General features: G+C 69.1%; 21 protein-coding genes. 7 read left to right on the top strand and 14 right to left on the bottom strand.

Annotated features, from left to right (window positions below; translation table 11 throughout):
• Positions 1 to 29 precede the first annotated feature (29 nt).
• Entirely contained in the window at positions 30 to 983 is a 954-nt protein-coding gene (locus tag AB0M45_RS28780; RefSeq protein ID WP_364335646.1) for a sigma-70 family RNA polymerase sigma factor, read from the bottom strand.
• 76 nt (positions 984 to 1,059) lie between these two features.
• On the bottom strand, positions 1,060 to 1,284 hold the full coding sequence (locus tag AB0M45_RS28775; RefSeq protein ID WP_364335644.1) for a hypothetical protein: 225 nt from the start codon (positions 1,282 to 1,284) through the stop codon (positions 1,060 to 1,062).
• A 173-nt stretch (positions 1,285 to 1,457) separates the two neighbouring features.
• Here AB0M45_RS28775 and AB0M45_RS28770 point away from each other — a divergent pair, with 173 nt between their 5' ends.
• Positions 1,458 to 2,099: a TetR family transcriptional regulator gene (locus tag AB0M45_RS28770; protein ID WP_364335642.1), complete on the top strand. Its 642-nt coding sequence runs from the start codon at positions 1,458 to 1,460 to the stop codon at positions 2,097 to 2,099.
• Here the strand turns inward: AB0M45_RS28770 and AB0M45_RS28765 are convergent.
• Positions 2,096 to 2,737 (bottom strand): TetR/AcrR family transcriptional regulator, encoded by a 642-nt coding sequence (locus tag AB0M45_RS28765; RefSeq protein WP_364335640.1) that lies wholly within the window; start codon positions 2,735 to 2,737, stop codon positions 2,096 to 2,098. The two genes, AB0M45_RS28770 and AB0M45_RS28765, sit on opposite strands and share 4 nt — an antisense overlap.
• Positions 2,738 to 3,078: 341 nt before the next feature.
• Here AB0M45_RS28765 and AB0M45_RS28760 point away from each other — a divergent pair, with 341 nt between their 5' ends.
• From AB0M45_RS28760 to AB0M45_RS28750, 3 genes are all read left to right on the top strand, one after another.
• On the top strand, positions 3,079 to 3,954 hold the full coding sequence (locus tag AB0M45_RS28760; protein ID WP_364335638.1) for an oxidoreductase: 876 nt from the start codon (positions 3,079 to 3,081) through the stop codon (positions 3,952 to 3,954).
• 304 nt (positions 3,955 to 4,258) lie between these two features.
• On the top strand, positions 4,259 to 4,717 hold the full coding sequence (locus AB0M45_RS28755; protein WP_364335636.1) for a transcriptional regulator: 459 nt from the start codon (positions 4,259 to 4,261) through the stop codon (positions 4,715 to 4,717).
• Positions 4,714 to 5,079 (top strand): DUF3817 domain-containing protein, encoded by a 366-nt coding sequence (locus AB0M45_RS28750; RefSeq protein ID WP_364335634.1) that lies wholly within the window; start codon positions 4,714 to 4,716, stop codon positions 5,077 to 5,079. The genes AB0M45_RS28755 and AB0M45_RS28750 overlap by 4 nt, the downstream gene beginning before the upstream one ends.
• 16 nt (positions 5,080 to 5,095) lie before the next feature.
• Here AB0M45_RS28750 and rdgB read toward each other — a convergent pair whose 3' ends face one another.
• The 10 genes from rdgB to clpS form a co-directional block, all read right to left on the bottom strand.
• Entirely contained in the window at positions 5,096 to 5,704 is a 609-nt protein-coding gene (rdgB, locus tag AB0M45_RS28745; protein WP_364335632.1) for an RdgB/HAM1 family non-canonical purine NTP pyrophosphatase, read from the bottom strand.
• Positions 5,704 to 6,474 (bottom strand): ribonuclease PH, encoded by a 771-nt coding sequence (rph, locus tag AB0M45_RS28740; protein ID WP_364335630.1) that lies wholly within the window; start codon positions 6,472 to 6,474, stop codon positions 5,704 to 5,706. The genes rdgB and rph overlap by 1 nt, the downstream gene beginning before the upstream one ends.
• A 436-nt stretch (positions 6,475 to 6,910) precedes the next feature.
• The gene (locus tag AB0M45_RS28735) at positions 6,911 to 7,675 is read right to left on the bottom strand and encodes a cyclic nucleotide-degrading phosphodiesterase (RefSeq protein WP_364335628.1); all 765 of its coding nucleotides are present in this window, start codon (positions 7,673 to 7,675) and stop codon (positions 6,911 to 6,913) included.
• Between the two features lie 69 nt (positions 7,676 to 7,744).
• Positions 7,745 to 8,467, bottom strand: coding sequence for a rhomboid family intramembrane serine protease (locus tag AB0M45_RS28730; RefSeq protein WP_364335626.1), 723 nt, complete (start codon positions 8,465 to 8,467; stop codon positions 7,745 to 7,747).
• Between the two features lie 65 nt (positions 8,468 to 8,532).
• Positions 8,533 to 9,495, bottom strand: a complete 963-nt coding sequence (locus tag AB0M45_RS28725; RefSeq protein WP_364335624.1) for a cysteine synthase — start codon at positions 9,493 to 9,495, stop codon at positions 8,533 to 8,535.
• Positions 9,496 to 9,503: 8 nt separating this feature from the next.
• Entirely contained in the window at positions 9,504 to 9,776 is a 273-nt protein-coding gene (locus tag AB0M45_RS28720) for a MoaD/ThiS family protein (protein ID WP_364335622.1), read from the bottom strand.
• Positions 9,777 to 9,791: 15 nt separating this feature from the next.
• Positions 9,792 to 10,223 carry a M67 family metallopeptidase gene (locus AB0M45_RS28715; RefSeq protein WP_364335620.1) on the bottom strand — a complete coding sequence of 144 codons (432 nt, stop codon included), beginning with the start codon at positions 10,221 to 10,223 and terminating at the stop codon, positions 9,792 to 9,794.
• Between the two features lie 234 nt (positions 10,224 to 10,457).
• Positions 10,458 to 11,522, bottom strand: a complete 1,065-nt coding sequence (locus AB0M45_RS28710; RefSeq protein ID WP_364335618.1) for a P1 family peptidase — start codon at positions 11,520 to 11,522, stop codon at positions 10,458 to 10,460.
• Positions 11,523 to 11,582: 60 nt separating this feature from the next.
• Positions 11,583 to 12,152, bottom strand: coding sequence for a DUF2017 domain-containing protein (locus AB0M45_RS28705; protein ID WP_364335616.1), 570 nt, complete (start codon positions 12,150 to 12,152; stop codon positions 11,583 to 11,585).
• Between the two features lie 21 nt (positions 12,153 to 12,173).
• Positions 12,174 to 12,524, bottom strand: coding sequence for an ATP-dependent Clp protease adapter ClpS (gene clpS / locus AB0M45_RS28700; RefSeq protein ID WP_364335614.1), 351 nt, complete (start codon positions 12,522 to 12,524; stop codon positions 12,174 to 12,176).
• 89 nt (positions 12,525 to 12,613) lie between these two features.
• Between clpS and AB0M45_RS28695 the strand changes: the two genes are divergently transcribed.
• The 3 genes from AB0M45_RS28695 (at position 12,614) to AB0M45_RS28685 (ending at position 16,744) form a co-directional block, all read left to right on the top strand.
• The gene (locus AB0M45_RS28695) at positions 12,614 to 13,957 is read left to right on the top strand and encodes a nicotinate phosphoribosyltransferase (protein WP_364335612.1); all 1,344 of its coding nucleotides are present in this window, start codon (positions 12,614 to 12,616) and stop codon (positions 13,955 to 13,957) included.
• Between the two features lie 114 nt (positions 13,958 to 14,071).
• Positions 14,072 to 14,638, top strand: coding sequence for a pyrazinamidase PncA (gene pncA, locus AB0M45_RS28690; RefSeq protein ID WP_364335610.1), 567 nt, complete (start codon positions 14,072 to 14,074; stop codon positions 14,636 to 14,638).
• A gap of 57 nt (positions 14,639 to 14,695) precedes the next feature.
• Complete coding sequence (locus AB0M45_RS28685) at positions 14,696 to 16,744, top strand: ATP-dependent DNA helicase (RefSeq protein WP_364335608.1); 2,049 nt, start codon at positions 14,696 to 14,698, stop codon at positions 16,742 to 16,744.
• A gap of 159 nt (positions 16,745 to 16,903) precedes the next feature.
• Here AB0M45_RS28685 and AB0M45_RS28680 read toward each other — a convergent pair whose 3' ends face one another.
• Entirely contained in the window at positions 16,904 to 17,299 is a 396-nt protein-coding gene (locus AB0M45_RS28680; RefSeq protein WP_364335606.1) for a RidA family protein, read from the bottom strand.
• Positions 17,300 to 17,321: the final 22 nt, after the last annotated feature.

Genomic DNA, 17,321 nt, shown 5'->3' with positions numbered 1-17,321 from the left:
CGGTGGCATCCCAGCGACACGACAGCGAATCAGCCGAGCAGGCCGTCGAGCGCCTTGGCCCGCGCGGGCTGCCGCAGCTTCGCCATGCCTTTGGCCTCGATCTGGCGAGCCCGTTCCCGAGATACCCCGTAGGTCTTGCCGACCTCGTCGAGGGTTCGCGGCTCTGCGCCGCGCAAGCCGAAGCGCAGTGCGATCACCTCCGCCTCGCGTTCGGTCAGCGAGCCGAGCACCTTGTCGAGCTGGCCGCGCAGCGCGGACTCGGCCACCGCGTCGGACGGGTCCGGCGCGGTATCGGCGATGAGTTCGCCGAATTCGGTGGCGTCCCCGACCGGGGTGTGCAGCGAGAGCGGTTCGCGGCCGACGTCGAGCAGTTCGCGCACCTTCTCCTGGGACAGCTCCAGTTCGGCGGCGAGTTCGGCTACCGTGGCCGCACGGCCCTGCTGCTGGGCAAACGCCCGTTGTGCGCGGCTCAACCGGTTGAGCACATCGACGACATGCACCGGGATGCGGATGGTGCGGCCCTGATCGGCCAGCGCGCGCCCGATCGACTGCTTGATCCACCAGGTCGCGTAGGTGGAAAACTTCAGTCCGCGCCGGTGGTCGAACTTCTCCACCGCGCGCATCATCCCGAGCGTTCCCTCCTGGATCAGGTCGAGCAGCGACATCCCCGCCGGTGTGGGATACCGCTTGGCGATCGAGACGACCAGGCGCAGATTGGCTTCGACCATATGGTCTTTGGCGCGGCGACCGTCCGCGATCCGGCGGCGCAATTCTCGACGCTCCCGAGCGTCGAGTTCCACTGGATCGCCGGAGTTTTCGAGACGACGGGCGGCGCACTCGCCCGCCTCGATCCGCTCGCCGAGCTCGAACTCCTGCGCGGCGGTGAGCAGCGCGGTGCGGCCGATGAGGCGTAGGTAGTCCTTGATCGAGTCTTCGCTGACGCTGCCCGCGAAACGGGGCGGACGGGTGCACAACTGGGTCACGGAATGTCCTTCCTGCCGGAGCCGACCGTTCGGCGGCACGCGGAGCACGCCGCCGAACGGGGGTTGGGAGCGGTGGTCAGCCGCGCCCCGGAATTCGCAGTGGTCGCTGCGGCTTGGCGCGATAGGCCGTTGCGGAGCGAATGGGCTTGACCCCCTTCCGTTCCCGGCGCACTGCGCTCGGGAAAGAGTGGGCGTGGCGCGCCGCGGCGATCCGGGTGGTGGAGGCTGCGCCGCCCCCTTCGGTGGAAAACAGGCGAACCGCAGTCTCGATGACGGCGTACGCGCTGATCTTGTCGGGCATGGTGGCCGATCCCTTTCGGTCGATGGTGGAGCTGATGCGAGCCGAGGCTGCTTCGACAAGTCCGTGGTTCATCCGCGCTGGCACTCCTTCGTTCAAGTGACGAGGATAAACTTATGTCGCGCCTAAAAATATGTCAAGAAGATTTTTATGCCGATATCAGATATCGTGGCGGCATGAGTTCAGCGGACCTCGGGCTTCGGGCCAGAAAGAAGCAGCAGACCAGGGACAACATCTCCCACCACGCGACCCTGCTGTTCCTCGAACACGGCTTCGACAAGGTGACGATCGCCGACGTCGCCGCCGCGGCGCAGGTCGCCAAGATGACGGTGACCAACTACTTCCCCCGCAAAGAGGACCTCGCCCTCGACTTGCGCGACGTGTTCGTCGACCAGCTCGCGCGTGCCGTGCGCGAGCGCGAACCCGGCGAGCCCGCGCTCGCGGCGCTGCGGCGGGCCTATCTGGACGCGGTGGCGCGGCACGATCCGGTGGTCGGCTTCTCTGGACCCGAATTCGCCCGCATGATCACCGACAGTCCGGCGTTGGTGGCCCGGTTACGCGAGTTCCATGACGAGCGCGAGCAGGCGCTCGCCACCACACTGGCCGACGAAACCAGCTCCGCCGCAATCGATATCAGGCCCCGCGTGGTGGCCGCGTTACTCGGCGGAGTGCATCGCGTGCTGTTCGACGAAACCCTGCGCCGCACCCTCGACGGGGAATCCAACGACGACATCGCCACCGCCCTCACCGAATACATCGGCACCGCGTTCGACACGCTGGAACAGGCGATCGGCGATTACGCCGTCCGCGGCGGTTAGCTTTCCTCCGGCCGCTCGAGCAGCGACATCGCGATCGGGACGAGCAGATCCACCAGTTCGGCGACGGCCGGGCGCGGGTCGGCGAGCACCCACTCGTGCGCAAGCCCGTTGATCGCGCCGATGAGAGCGCTCGCGGCCCATCCAGGAGCGCCGCGTACCCGTGAACCGGGCGCGACCACCGGCACGACATGGGACTCCAGCACGGATGCCCAGGCGTGGCGTCGCCGGCGGCGGTGCCGCTCCATCCGGTCGCTCACCCCGACCACCTCGATGAAGGCGAGCTTGGCGCGGTAGGGGTCGGAGCCGATCGATTCCAGGTAGGCGGTGACCACGGCGGTCATCGCGGTGGTCAGATCGAATCGAGGGTCGAGTTCCCGCATCCGCGCCAGCACGGCCGCGGCGGCCTCGTCCTGGATCCGGTCGTAGGCCGCGACCAGCACGTCCTCCCTGGTGTGGAACTCCTCGTAGAACTGCCGCTTGGACAGGCCAGCGGCGGCGCACACGTCGGCCAGCGAACAGTCCGCGTAGCCGCGCTCGGCGAAGATCCGCGTCGCCGCCTCGAGGAACCGCTGACGCCGCTCGGCCTTCCGCTCCACGACGGCGCGCCCGCCGTATTGCCTGCCCACTGTGGCCGTCACATCTTCCACCGTAGCGAAATCACAGCGACCGCGACCGGTCCGTGCGGACACACGATGTCAAGCGCTGGCGACCGACATCGGGACTCAGATGACGGTGTCCGATCCGACCCGCCTCCCGCCCGATACACGGGAGCTGGGACCGGCCGCCACCCGGCGGTGTAGGCGCGAGGCTGTGGAATCTGCGCGCGACCGCCCAACGCAGCCGATCGACAACTCGACGACCACGCAAATCCCCGTGTCGCGGCGGTGATCCCCGGAAACCGGCGCTCGCGTCTGAGACGATCTAGGCCGAATACCGCAGACACCTTCCCCAGAAACTTACTCCAAAGTAAGGTTGGCCCATGGCGTGGAAACCAACTGAGATCCCGGATCAGACGGGACGCACCTTTGTCATCACCGGCGCTAACGGCGGTCTCGGTGCCGTGACCAGCGAAGTCCTCGCGGCCAAGGGCGCGACCGTGATCATGGCGTGCCGTAACACGGCCAAGGCGAAGGAGGTCGCCGACCGCATCGACGGCGATGTCCGGGTGGCCGAACTCGACCTTGCCGACATGGCCTCGGTGCGCAAGTTCGCCCACGACAGCGGCGAATTCGATGTGCTGATCAACAACGCGGGGCTGATGAACCTCCCGTTTTCCCGGACCAAGGACGGTTTCGAAACCCAGTGGGGAGTCAACCACCTCGGGCACTTCGCGCTCACGGGGCTGCTGCTGGACCGGATCACCGATCGTGTGGTGACGCTGTCCAGCATCGCGCACAAGCAGACCCCGAAGCTCTGGATCGATGACCTCGACTACAAAAAGCGCCGCTACCAGCGCAACCTCGCGTACGCGCAGTCCAAGCTGTGCAATCTGATGTTCGCGCGGGAACTGCAACGCAGGCTGACGGAGTCCGGGTCCCGCAAGCGTTCCTACGCGGTGCACCCCGGTGTCTCGGCCACCGACCTCTTCGCGCACACCGAGACACCGCTCGACCACATCTCCAAGCCCTTCATCCGCCTGATCGGGCACTCCCCCGCCAAGGCGGCCCACTCGACGCTATTCGCGGCGACCATGCGCGACGCCGACCCGACGGTGTACTGGGGCCCGACCAGGCTCTTCGGCACTCAGGGCCCGGTTCGCCCCTCCTCGTCCACCCGCCTGTCGAAGAACGAGGACCTGTGGCAGCGGCTGTGGACCGAATCCGAGCGGCTGACCGGCGTCATCTACTCGTTCTGAGCGATCTACTCGTTCTGAGCGTCGCTGGCCCGACTGCGTCGTCAGCCACCAGTCCGTCCGCGGACACCGGTGCCGTGCACACCACGCAACGCAACCACATCGGCCCCACTCCCGTTTTCGAGCGCAGCGAGACCGAGCATGACCCGTTCGCGGCCCGGCTCGCGTCGGAGCGGCCACCGCGTCCGCGAGGAAGTCGCCAGCGGCGGTGGCTCGGACGCGACCCATTAGGGGGTCGCGAACACGCGGCGCCGCAAAACCGACACAGCTCTACGGCCTGTGTAGTAGAACAGGTACGGTAGAAGGCGTGTCCGCCTCTCCTCGCCGCTCGGCACACAATCGTCCGGCCCTCATCGCGCTGGTGGTCGTCGCCGCGCTGGGCTGCCTGGCGCTGGCCTGGTGGCAGTGGGAGCGGTACGAGTCCGCGAGCGGCACCGGCCAGAATCTCGGGTACGCGCTGCAGTGGCCGCTGTTCGCGGCATTCGCCGTCTTCGCCTACTTCCGGTTCGTCCGGCTCGAGCGCGAGGCCGAGGAAGAGGAAACGGACGAACCCGCCGACCCGGGCCGCAGCTCCGCCGCATCCAGACGTGCCGCGAAACCGGTCGCGCCCAAAGAAATCCCCGCGGGCCTGCTGCCCGAGCGCCCGAAGTCCGTCCGGGACGAGGACCCCGTGCTCGCCGAGTACAACCGGTACCTCGCCGAGCTGCACGCAAACGACATCGATGCGCAGGTCCGCCTGCACACCCGCGAGAGGAGCGCCGGTTGACCACCAGCGAGAATTCCACCGAGACCGCCGTCGCCCCCGCGCCGACGGCGAACGCCGCCAAGATCGCCCCGGCGCTGCTGCGCTACCGCGCGCTGGCCTGGATCACCGGTCTCTGGCTGCTGCTGCTCACCGGTGAGATGATCGCCAAGTACGGCTTCGGCGTGCACACCCCGAGCTGGATCGCCGTGGTGCACGGCTGGGTGTACTTCATCTATCTGCTGGTCACGGCCGATCTGGCGGTCAAGGTGCGCTGGCCGGTCCTGCGCACCGTCGGCACCCTGCTCGCCGGCACCATCCCGCTGCTGTCGTTCTTCGTCGAGCACGTCAACGCGAAGCAGGTCAAGCAGGACTTCGGAGTCTGACCCGAATCGCCCCGCGTCAGCCGGCCAGTGCGGCCAGCGCGGGCACCAACTGGGCCAGCGCCCGCCCACGATGCGAGACCGCGTCCTTCTGGGCGGGCGTCAGCGCAGCCGCGGTGATGTCGCCGCCCGCCGGGATGAACAACGGGTCGTAGCCGAAACCGCCGTCGCCCACCGGCTTCCGTCCGATCGAGCCCGGCCATTCGCCGCGCACCACGGTCTGCGCGCCGCCCGGCACCACCAGCGCGCAGGCCGACACGAACCGCCCGCCGCGCCGCTCATCCGGGACGTCGGCGAGCTGTGCCAGCAGCAGCGCGTTGTTGGCGGCGTCGTCCCCGTGCCCGCCCGACCACCGCGCCGACAGCACCCCGGGCATCCCGTTCAAGGCGTCCACCTCGAGGCCGGAATCGTCGGCGACACAGGCCAAACCGGTGGCCGCGGCACCGTCGCGGGCCTTGGCCAGCGCGTTCTCCTCGAACGTCGCACCGGTCTCGGGAGCTTCGTCGTACGGCGGAACGTCGTCCAGCCCGACGATCTCGATACCGGCGACGCCCGCCTCGTCGAGGATGCGGCGCAGCTCGTTCAGTTTCTTGGCATTGCGGCTGGCGACCAGCAGGCGGCGGGTCATCACTTCTTCTTCAGCTCGGCCGGCTCCGGAAGCACGCCGGGGTACGGCAGCGCCAGCGCTTCCTTCTGCACGACGAACAACTTCTCGCAGCTCGCCAGCGCGGCGTCGAGCAGCTTATCCAGCGTGGAGCGCGGGAAGGTGGCGCCCTCGCCGGTGCCCTGGATCTCCACCAGCGTTCCGGTGTCGGTGGCGACCACGTTCATGTCGACCTCGGCGCGCGAGTCCTCTTCGTACGGCAGGTCCACGCGCACCCGGCCGTCGACCACGCCGACGCTCACCGCGGCGATCGCGCACGAGATCGGCTGCGGGTCGGCCAGAGCGCCCGCCGCACCGAGGTAGGTCACCGCGTCGGCCAGCGCGACGTAGGCGCCGGTGATGGCGGCCGTTCTGGTGCCGCCGTCGGCTTGGAGGACGTCGCAGTCGATCGCGATGGTGTTCTCGCCGATGGCCGCCAGGTCGATGCAGGCGCGCAGCGAGCGGCCGATCAAGCGGCTGATCTCCTGGGTCCGCCCGCCGATCTTGCCCTTCACCGATTCACGGCCGCTGCGGGTGTGCGTCGCGGCGGGCAGCATCGCGTATTCGGCGGTGAGCCAGCCCAGCCCGGAATCGCGGCGCCACATGGGCACGCCCTCGGTGACACTCGCGGTGCACATCACCCGCGTCTGCCCGAACTCCACCAGCACCGAACCGGCTGGATGCGTGGTGAATCCACGGGTGATCCGGACCTCGCGGAGCTCATCGTCCGCCCTGCCATCGGCTCGTCTCGACACGGGCCACAGCCTACTGTGTTGGATTTGCGGTGCCTGCGGCACCGCGTGGCTCTGTCTGATTTGCGGTGCCTGCGGCGCTGCGTGTTCGCGGCCCCCTTGTGGCTCGAGGAAGCCATCGCGCGACCCGGATGATCGCGGCCTACTGCATTCAACCAACGGCTACTCCCACTCCGAGAAGACGGTGTTGCGTCCACCGATTGGATCCGGGCTAGTAGCGCCGTGTCGGAGGATCGCCGCTGGCGGCTCCGCTGCGGAAGCATCGGCTGCACGTATGCCACGCGGCGAGCGGTCGCTCGGGTCCGCGCACAGTGCCCGATGTCCGCGCAGGTGCCAGCCGATCGCACGGCGCTCCGACTTGCCACAGAGCTCAGGGCATGCCCAAGTCGCCAACGGGTCGCAATGGCACGCGCTTCGCGGCCGGTGGGATGGAACCGGATCAGAGATCGAACGTTTCGCCCGGTGCCACCGCGTGTACCGGGCCGGAGAACTGCGCCTTTGCCTCGGCGATCACGTCCTCGCGGGAGGTCCACGGGGGGATGTGGGTGAGCAGCAGTTCCTTCACTCCGGCCTCGGTGGCGATCTGGCCCGCCTCGGTGCCCGAAAGGTGTATGCCGGGCGGGCGATTCGCCGGGTCGTGCGTCCAGGACGCCTCGGCCATCAGCACGTCGGCGCCCTGCGCGAGTTCGCGGACCTGCGGGCACAGCGCGGTGTCGCCGGTGTAGACGAAGGTGCGCCCGCTGACGGTCTCGATCCGCAGGCCATAGGACTCCGGCGGGTGATACATCCGGCGCGCCGTGACGGTGTGGCCCGGCCCGAATTCGACCGGCTGTCCCTCGGCCCACGGTTGCATGTCGATCACGTCGGACCAGTCGTCGCATTCGCCCCCGACCTCGGCGGACGCGTTGCCGATACGCACCGACGTGTCCGAGGGGCCGCGCACGATCGCCTTTCCCTCCGGCGGTGTGGGGTGGTAACGCCGCCACACCAGCAGGCCCGGCAAATCCAGGCAGTGGTCCGCGTGCAGATGGGTCAGGAAGATGTCGACCTCACCTGGGTCGGCGTAGCGCTGCAACGCACCGAGCACACCCGGGCCGAAATCGATGACCGTCGGCGGCATATCCGGGCCGGTCAGCAGGTAACCCGACGCAGGAGAGTCCGGGCCGGACACGCTGCCCGAGCACCCGAGGACGGTAAGGCGCATTCCCCCATGCTGCCACGCGGAATTCTGGCTCACGAAAGGATCCCCCTCATTTCGCGACGGGCCGCGTGCTCACCGCGGCGACGCGTTGACTCCGGCTCGATCCCCGCGGCGGTGTCGACGTTCATCACCAGAGAGTACCCAGCCAGCGAACACTCCACCCAACGCCCCGAAAAGATGCCCCTGCCAAGAGATTCCCGGCTGTCCCGGCAGGATGCCCCACAGCAGCGAGCCGTATAGGGCAAGCACCACGACACCGAGCGCGATCTGTCCGATATTGCGGGCGAACCAGCCGCGCGAGATGACGAAGGTCAGCCAGCCGAACACCAGCGCGGACGCACCGATATGCACGCTGCCCGTCGGGCCGGTGAGCCAGGTGCCGGCCCCCGCCACGAGCCAGATGATCGCGGTCGCCGCCAACCCGCGGCCGATGCCCGCCAGCAGGACGAGGAAGCCGAGCACCAGCACCGGGAAGGTATTGCCGATCAGGTGACCCCAGTCATCGTGCAGCACCGGGGCGAACAGGATGCCGGACAGCCCGTCGGCTTCGCGCGGCTCGATGCCCGCGTAGTCGAGCCGGCCGCCGACCACGGTGTCGACTGTTTCGATGCCGTAGAGCAGCCCCACGAATCCGAGGATCAGCACCCCGGAGCGCAACCACAGCCGCTTGACGGCGGCGAATCCGCCGCTCGGCGCGGGCGACGGCCCCGGAACGCCGATGGGCTTGCCCAACCGCGCACGCATCGCCGCGATTCGATCGGGGTCGAACGACGGCCCGAGTCCCGCGCTGGTCATGGCCACCTCCTCGCCGCGCGGGGTCGTGGCCCCGCCTCACCGAGGGTACCGGCGCGTGCGGGGAATCAGGCCCAGAGCTGGCCGTCGAGCCGCTCTTCCGCCTCCTCGAGAGTGCCGTCGTAGGCGCCGGTGGACAGATACTTCCAGCCGCCGTCGGCGACCACGAACGCGATGTCCGCCCGCGTGCCCGCCTGCACCGCCTTGCGGGCCACGCCGAGCGCCGCGTGCAGGATGGCGCCGGTGGAGATCCCGGCGAAGATGCCTTCTTCCAGCACCAACTCGCGCGTGCGTTTGACCGCGTCGTAAGGACCGACCGAGAAACGCGTGGTCAGCACGCTTTCGTCGTACAACTCCGGGATGAATCCCTCGTCGATGTTGCGCAGACCGTAGACCAGCTCGCCGTAACGCGGCTCGGCGGCGACGATCTCGATGCCGGGCACCTTCTCGCGCAGGAACCTGCCGGTGCCCATCAGCGTGCCCGTGGTGCCGAGACCCGCGACGAAATGCGTGATCTCCGGCAGGTCGGCCAGGATCTCCGGGCCGGTGGTCTCGTAGTGGGCCAGCGCGTTCGCCGGATTGCCATACTGGTAGAGCATCACCCAGTCGGGGTTCTCCGCCGCGATCTGCTTGGCCAGCGCGACGGCCTGATTGGAGCCGCCCGCCGCGGGGGAATCGATGATCCGCGCGCCGAACATGGTGAGCAGTTGCCGACGCTCCACCGAGGTGTTCTCCGGCATCACGCAGATCAGCCGGTAGCCCTTGAGCTTGGCGGCCATGGCCAGAGAGATGCCGGTGTTACCGCTGGTGGGTTCCAGGATGGTGCACCCGGGACGCAGCAGCCCGTCGGCCTCGGCCTGTTCGATCATGCGCAGCGCAGGCCGATCCTTGATCGAGCCGGTGGGGTTGCGATCCTCCAGCTTGGCCCACAACCGCACGTGGTTCTCGCCGTCCCACTGCGGGGACAGGGTGCGCAGCCCGACCAGCGGCGTGTTGCCGAGGGTCGAGATCAGCGATTCGTAACGCGCCACGGGACCGGTCAGCCTCCGGCGACGGCGGGCAGGATGGTCACGCTCGCGTCTTCGGGCACCTCGGCCGCAAGACCACCGGCGAAACGCACGTCCTCGTCGTCGACGTAGATGTTGACGTAGCGGTTGAGTTTGCCGCCGGAGAGCAGGCGCTCGGCGAGACCCGGGTGGTTGGCCTCGAGGTCGTCGATCAGCGCGGCCAGCGTGGCGCCCTCGGCCTGCACCCGCTTCTCACCTCCGGTGAGGCCACGCATGATGGTCGGGATGGACACGGTTACCGGCATGGGTACTCCTCGGTTTCAGGCATCGGTCTGGTTCTCATACGCGTCGACGATCCGCACCGGCTCCTCGGTGACCTCGCCGTCGACGATCCGGTAGCTGCGCAGCTCGTGCTGCTCGGCATCGCGGGTGGAGATCAGCACGTAGTGCGCGAACGGCTCGGAGGCATACGACACGTCGGTCCGGCTCGGGTAGGCCTCGGTGGCGGTATGCGAGTGGTAGATCACCACCGGCGTCTCGTCCGCCTCGTCCATCTCGCGCCACACCTTCAACTGCTCGCCGGAGTCGAAGCGATAGAAAGTGGGGGAACGCTCGGCGTTGACCATGGCGATGAAGCGCTCCGGTCGATCCGAGCCCTCCGGCCCCGCGATGACACCGCAGGCCTCGTCGGGGTGATCGGCGCGCGCGTGCGCCACCATCGCCACCACGAGGTCGGCCCTGATCACCAGCACGAGTCGCACACCTTTCCACAACGCCGACCCATCGCAGTCGACAACGAGCCAGAATATTCGGCTATTCCCCCGGACCTACCGGGCGGGTCTGCAAGGCGCGCCGCCGTGCGTAGCGTCAGACCCGCCGAACGGGTCGGCCCTGGACATCCAGCGGTGCCCGCCTCACGCAACGTATCGGCTCAACCCCCGTTTTCGAGCGAAGCGAAATCGAGCATTGCCCGTTGGCGCTGCACATCAGACAGAGAATATGTCGTGGTAGGCCGGGATGCCCGCGACCGCGCGCGCCGAGCGGATCGCGTCCACGACGGCGCGTTCGACGCACACCGCGGCCGCCGTGCAAATCTCGTCCAGGACAAGCAGATCGGCGGGAAAGGCGGGCGGCAGCGGAAGATCGGCGTTCTCCTCGGCCGTCCCGGTGGCGAGCGCGAAGAGCGTGTCCCCGTCGAGCGGCGAATGCGCCGGACGAATCGCTCTGGCCAGGCCGTCGTGCGCGGTGACCGCCACCCGGCGGCACCCGGCCGGATCGAGCGGAGCGTCCGTCGCCACGACGCCGATCGTGGTGTTGAGCACGGTGCCTTTCACCGGCAGCGCATTGGCCGCGGCCAACTGTTCGGCGGTCGGCGCGCGCAGACCGAAGTAATCGGGTCCGTCGGTGCCACACCCCCACGGCAACCCGGTGCGCGGATCGAACACCGAGCCAACGGGATTGGCCACGATCAGTGCGGCGACGGTGATCCCGGCGGCGGCGCCTTCGCTCAGCACGACGCTCGCGGTCCCCACCCCGCCTTTGATCGATCCCGCACGTGCGCCGACGCCGGCGCCGACCGATCCGCGGGCGAAATCGACCGCCGCCGCCTCCGCCGCCCGATAGCCGAATTCGGCCGTCGGCCGGATGTCCCACGCCCCGACCGGTAGATCGAAGATCACCGCGCCGGGAACGATCGGGACGACCCGGCTCGCGTCGGCCGGATCCATCACGATGCCCGCGCCGTTCTCCTCCAGCCAGCGCATCACACCGTCGGCCGCGGCGAGACCATAGGCGCTGCCGCCGGTCAGCAGCACCGCGTCGACCTGGCGGACGGTGTTCATCGGATCGAGCAGGTCGGTCTCGCGGGTGCCCGGCCCGCCGCCGCGCACGTCCACCGACGCCACCGCGCCGCCCGGCACGCGCACGACCGTGCATCCGGTGGCCGCCCCGGCGCCGAGTACGGCGTCGGGATCGAGGACGTGGTGGTGACCGACCAGCACTCCGGGGATATCTGTGAGCGAATTGTTCTCCCCCGGCTCGGCTTTCACCATCTCTACTCCTCACGGCGCGAATCTGCTGGTCGACCGCGCCGATCTTCGCACCGGAGGCGGTCAGGGAGCCAGCGCTTGCAGTAGTGAGTCCTGCATCCAGGTCAGCCAGTGGTACACGTCCAGGTGCGGAGCGCGCGGATCGTCGGGCTCGAGATGGTCGGGCGTGTCGGCGTCGATGTTCAGCACCGTGCCGAGCGCGAGCCGTACGTCGGTGAGCGCGGTCAGCCACGCGTCGGCCTGTTCTGGGGTGAGCACGATCTTGCCGCCCGCGCTCGGCACGGTATCCAGCACCACCGAGCCCGCGGCCAGCTTGGCGTCGATGATGTCGGGCTCGTGCAGGCCGCGCAGCGCGCTGTTGAGGTCGGCGCGCTCGGCGTCCGGCGAGCCGGGCTCACTGCGGTGGAAGTCCGGCAGGAGCCGGTGCAGCCGCGGATCCTCGGGCGGGACGGTGTTGCCGGACCGCAATCCGGTCAGCGCGGCCAGATCGTCATCGGGGGCGGACGCGGCGCGTTCGGTGAGCAGCCCGGAGACCGCGCCCACCAGCGAACGAAGCACGTTGGCCTCGCGTGCGTCCATTTCGGAACGCAGTTTGAGACCGCTCAGCGAGTTCTTCCTGCTCCACTTACGCACGGCGTCAGGGTAGCGTCCTGGTCAGTCGTCCCGTTGCATGGTGGCCCAGAGACCCGCGGCGTGTAGCCGCTGGACATCATGTTCCATCTTGTCCCGGGAACCGGACGAGACCACCGCCTTGCCCTCGTTGTGGACCTTCAGCATCAGTTCGGTCGCCTTCGCTTTGCTGTAGCCGAAGAGCTTCTGGAAGATGTAGGCGACGTAATGCATGAGATTGACCGGATCGTCCCAGACCACGGTCACCCACGGGCGGTCCTCCGCCTCCAGGATCTCGGTGTATTCGACCGCCTCTGGCGTCGCCTGTGCCGCCGACACTGTCGCGTTCGCGGCGCCCATGACGACGTCACCCCGGACTATGTTGCGCAAGGCCATAACGTCAAGGGTACGACTCGACTCCCGATAAACAAGCCCATGCAGCCTCGATTCGCGCATTCCGCGGTTCACCGGGACGATGCCCGCCGATGGGGCCCGACCGTCCTGTCTACAGTGACTGCGTGGACCTGCGTGACGGCGCCGCCAGCACGGCGCTGCTGACCGACCAGTACGAACTGACCATGCTCGCCGCGGCGCTCGCCGACGGTTCGGCGCGGCGGCAGTGCACCTTCGAAGTGTTCGCCAGACGTTTGCCAAGTGGTCGTCGGTACGGCGTGGTCGGTGGCACGGGCAGGCTGATCGAGGCGCTGCGGCAGTTCCGGTTCGATGCAGCGGAACTCGCCGTGATCGCGCCGTTCTCGGATCGGCGAACTCTCGACTGGTTGCGCGATTACCGATTCACCGGCGACATCGACGGCTACGCCGAAGGCGAGCTCTATTTCCCCGGCTCCCCGATCCTCTCGGTGCGCGGCAGCTTCGCCGAGTGCGTGGTGCTGGAGACGCTGGTCCTGTCGATTCTCAACCACGACAGCGCGATCGCGTCGGCGGGCGCGCGCATGGTGAGTGCCGCCGGCGGGCGGCGGATGATCGAGATGGGCTCGCGGCGCGCCCACGAACTCGCCGCCCCCGACAGCGCCCGCGCCGCGTACCTGGCCGGTTTCGACGCCACCTCCAATCTGGAGGCGGTGCGCCGCTACGGCATTCCGGGCGCGGGAACCAGCGCGCACGCGTTCGTCCTGCTGCACAGCGGTCCCGATGGTGCGCACGAGGCCGAGGCGTTCCGCAGCCAGGTGCGGACGCTCGGGATCGGGACGACGCTGCTGGTGGACACCTTCGACATCGCCAAGGGCGTGGCGACCGCCATCGAGGTGGCGGGCACCGAACTGGGCGGCGTCCGGATCGACTCCGGCGATCTCGGCGTGCTGGCCCGCCAGGTACGCGATCAGCTCGACGCGCTCGGCGCCACCAAAACCCGCATCGTGGTCTCCGGCGACCTCGACGAGTACGCCATCGCCGCGCTGCGCGCCGAACCGGTCGACGTCTACGGCGTCGGCACCGCGCTGGTCACCGGGTCGGGCGCGGCGACAGCGGGAATGGTCTACAAGCTCGTCGAGGTGGACGGGTTGCCGGTGGCGAAACGCAGCAGTCATAAACAGTCCCGCGGCGGCACGAAGAAGGCGATCCGCTTGGCCCGCGACACCGGCACGATCGTCGAGGAGATCGTCTACTCGGCGGCCGGACCGGTGCCGCCCTCGAACGGCTTCCGAGCCCGTGAGCTCCTCGTCCCGCTCATCCGCGGGGGCGAGCAGGTCGAGGACCTGCCCACGCTGTCCGAGAGCCGCGATCTGGTCGCCCGCGGGCTGATCAGCCTGCCCTGGGAGGGCCTCAAACTCTCCGCGGGCGAACCGGCCATCGTGACGACGTTCGCCTGAGGGTGGCGGCGTTTACATCGCGTCCACCGGAATTTCCCGCGCGTCGGACGAACCGGTCGTCCGGCCTAGCGGCAGAATCTCGATAGGTCACCAGTCACACCGCGGGAGGTCACCGTGCCCCGAGCACTGATCATCGTCGACGTCCAGAACGATTTCTGCGAGGGCGGATCGCTCGCGGTCACCGGCGGCGCCGCGGTGGCCGCCCGGATCAGCGAGCACCTCGCCGCGACGAACTACAGCGTGGTGGTCGCGACCCGCGACTACCACATCGATCCCGGCGCGCATTTCTCCGACCAGCCCGACTACGTGGACACCTGGCCGCCGCACTGCCGGGTCGGCACGCCCGGCGCCGATTTCCACCCTGCCCTGACCACCGGCCCGATCCAGCAGGTCTTCTCCAAGGGCGCCTACACCGCGGCCTATTCCGGTTTCGAGGGCACCGCCGAGGACGGCACCGGCCTGGCCGACTGGCTGCACGACCGCGGCGTGGACGCCGTCGACGTGGTCGGCATCGCCACCGATCACTGCGTGCGCGCCACCGCGCTGGACGCGCGCATCGAGGGTTTCGACACCCGCGTCCTGCTCGATCTCACCGCCGGGGTCGCGCCGGACACGGTGACCGCCGCGCTGGACCGCATGCGCGGGGCGGGCGTCGATCTCGAAGGAAGCATGAGCCGATAGACCGTCTGGTCTCGCTGACCGGCCGGGCCTGTCGGAGGCACCGAGTAGGCTGCTCGCGTGCCCGAACTGCCGCCCGTTTCCGACCTTTTGGCCACCGCTGTGCAGGCGCTCGGCGGGAAGGAACGTGCCGGACAGGTCACGATGGCCGCGGCGGTCGACCACGCGATCGATACCAAGGAGCACCTCGCGGTGCAGGCGGGCACGGGTACCGGAAAGTCGCTGGCGTATCTGGTGCCGAGCCTGCGTCACGCGGTGCGCACCGGTCGCACGGTGGTGGTCTCCACGGCGACGATCGCGTTGCAGCGCCAGCTGGTCGACCGGGATCTGCCGCGGCTGGCCGAGGCGTTGCGCGGACCGCTGGGCCGGACGCCGAGGTTCGCGATCCTCAAGGGACGCAACAACTATCTGTGCTTGAACAAGATCAACAGCGCCATCCCGGACGAGCCCGCCGAGGCGGAGCTGTTCGACGCGTTCGCGATCTCACGCCTCGGCCGCGAGGTGCAGCGGCTCAACGAGTGGGCCTCCGACACCGAGACCGGTGACCGCGACGAACTCGCCCCGGGTGTGAGCGACCGCGCCTGGCGGCAGGTCAGCGTGTCGTCGCGGGAGTGCCTGGGCAAGTCGCGCTGCCCGTTCGGCCAGGATTGCTTCGCCGAGCGCGCCAGGACGGAATCGGGGCAGGCCGACGTGGTGGTGACCAATCACGCGCTGCTCGCGATCGATGCGATCAGCGGCATCCAGGTGCTGCCCGAGCACGACGTGGTGGTCATCGACGAGGCGCACGAACTGGTCGACCGGGTCACCGGCGTCGCCACCGCCGAACTCGCCCCTTCGGCGATCAGCGCGGCCGCACGGCGCTGCGCCAAACTCATCGACGAGCAGGAAGTGGACCGCCTGGAGGGCGCCGCCGAGGCCTGGCACACCGTGCTGGACGAGCTGCCCGCCGCGCGCTGGGACACCCTGCCCGACGGCATCGCCCCGGTACTGGCCCTGGTCCGGGACGCGGCATGGAACGCGCGCACCGCCCTCGCGCCGCCGGGCGCCACCACCGCGCAGGGAGATCCGGAGGGCGCCGCGGCCCGGAATCTGGCGCTGGCCGCGATCGACGAGGTGCACGACAGCGCGGTCCGCGCGCTGACGGCGTTCGACGAGCCCGATGCGGCCGCCCGGCGCGACGTCATCTGGTTGGCGGCCGACGAGGTCCGCGGCGTCGTGCGCCGTTCGTTGCGCATGGCCCCGCTCTCCGTCGGCGGGTTGTTGCGCAGCAGGCTCTTCGGCACCGCCACCGTCGTGCTGACCTCCGCCACGTTGCAGATCGGCGGCTCGTTCGACGGGCTCGCGACCACCTGGGGCCTGCCCGCGCGGTCGGGCAACCGCGTCGACCCGGCCACCGCGAACGGCGCCGAGGCGCCGTCGGACGCCGATACCGTCCGCTGGAACTCGCTCGATGTCGGCTCGCCGTTCGACCACGCCAAGTCCGGCATCCTCTACGTCGCCAGACATCTGCCCGCACCGGGGCGCGACGGCTTGGCGCCCGCGTATCTGGACGAGATCGAGCGGCTGATCAGCGCGGCGGGCGGACGCACCCTCGGCCTGTTCTCCTCGATGCGCGCCGCGCGTGCGGCCGCTGACGCGTTGCGCGACCGGCTGCGGACGCCCATCCTGTGCCAGGGCGAGGATGCCACGGGCGCGCTGGTCCGCAAGTTCGCCGACGACCCGGAGACCTCGCTGTTCGGCACGCTGTCGCTGTGGCAGGGTGTCGACGTGCCGGGACCTTCGCTGAGCCTGGTGATCCTCGACCGCATCCCGTTCCCGCGCCCGGACGACCCGCTGCTCACGGCCAGGCAGCGTGCCGTCCAGGCGCGCGGCGGAAACGGATTCATGACGGTGGCCGCCAACCATGCCGCGCTGCTGCTGGCACAGGGCACCGGGCGCCTGCTGCGCAGCGTCGATGATCGCGGCGTGGTGGCCATCCTGGATTCCCGCCTCGCCACCGCTCGCTATGGCGGATATCTGCGCGCGTCGCTGCCGCCCTACTGGGAGACCGCCGACCCCGACGTCGTGGTCAAAGCGCTGCGACGACTCGCCGCCGCCGCCACGGTGTGATCCCGCGCACACCTTCCGGTGCCTATTTCCAGACGGAAGTAGATTGGTGGGCGGTACTTCGGTGACCCCCAATTCCCCACCGAACGTATCGATGGTCCCCGCGCCAAGCCCTGCACGCGGCGCGGGGACACCACCGAATCCTCTGCCCGACGGCGCGTCTCAGCCGCGCACGGCCACCGCGTCGACTTCGAACAGCATCCGGGGCAGCGCGAGCGCGGCCACCCCGGTCAGCGTCTGCGCGGGCGGCTCGTCCCCCCAGATCACCGCGATCTTCTTACCGAGCACAGCCAGCTTTTCCAGGTCGTGGTCGACGATATGGGTCCGCAATTGCGCTACGTCGGTGAAGTCCAATCCCACCGAACGCAGCGCGATCCCGAGGTTGGCGAACGCGTTGTCCACCTGAGTCGCGAAATCCGCGCTGGTGGTGTGCCCTTCGGCGTCCGAGTCGTACTGCCCTGCGATGAACACCAACTCACCGCGCGCCGTCGCCACATGGCTGTAGCCGAACCCGGTCGGGTCGTGCAGTGCGGCGGGGTTGCTGATCTCGACGGCCATCGTCATCTCCTTGCTCGATCGT

Origin of the sequence: Nocardia sp. NPDC051787 (assembly GCF_040681325.1) — a bacterium.
Taxonomy (GTDB): domain Bacteria; phylum Actinomycetota; class Actinomycetes; order Mycobacteriales; family Mycobacteriaceae; genus Nocardia.
The sequence above is the reverse complement of the archived record's forward strand: the minus strand, read 5'-3'. Positions and strand labels throughout refer to the sequence as shown.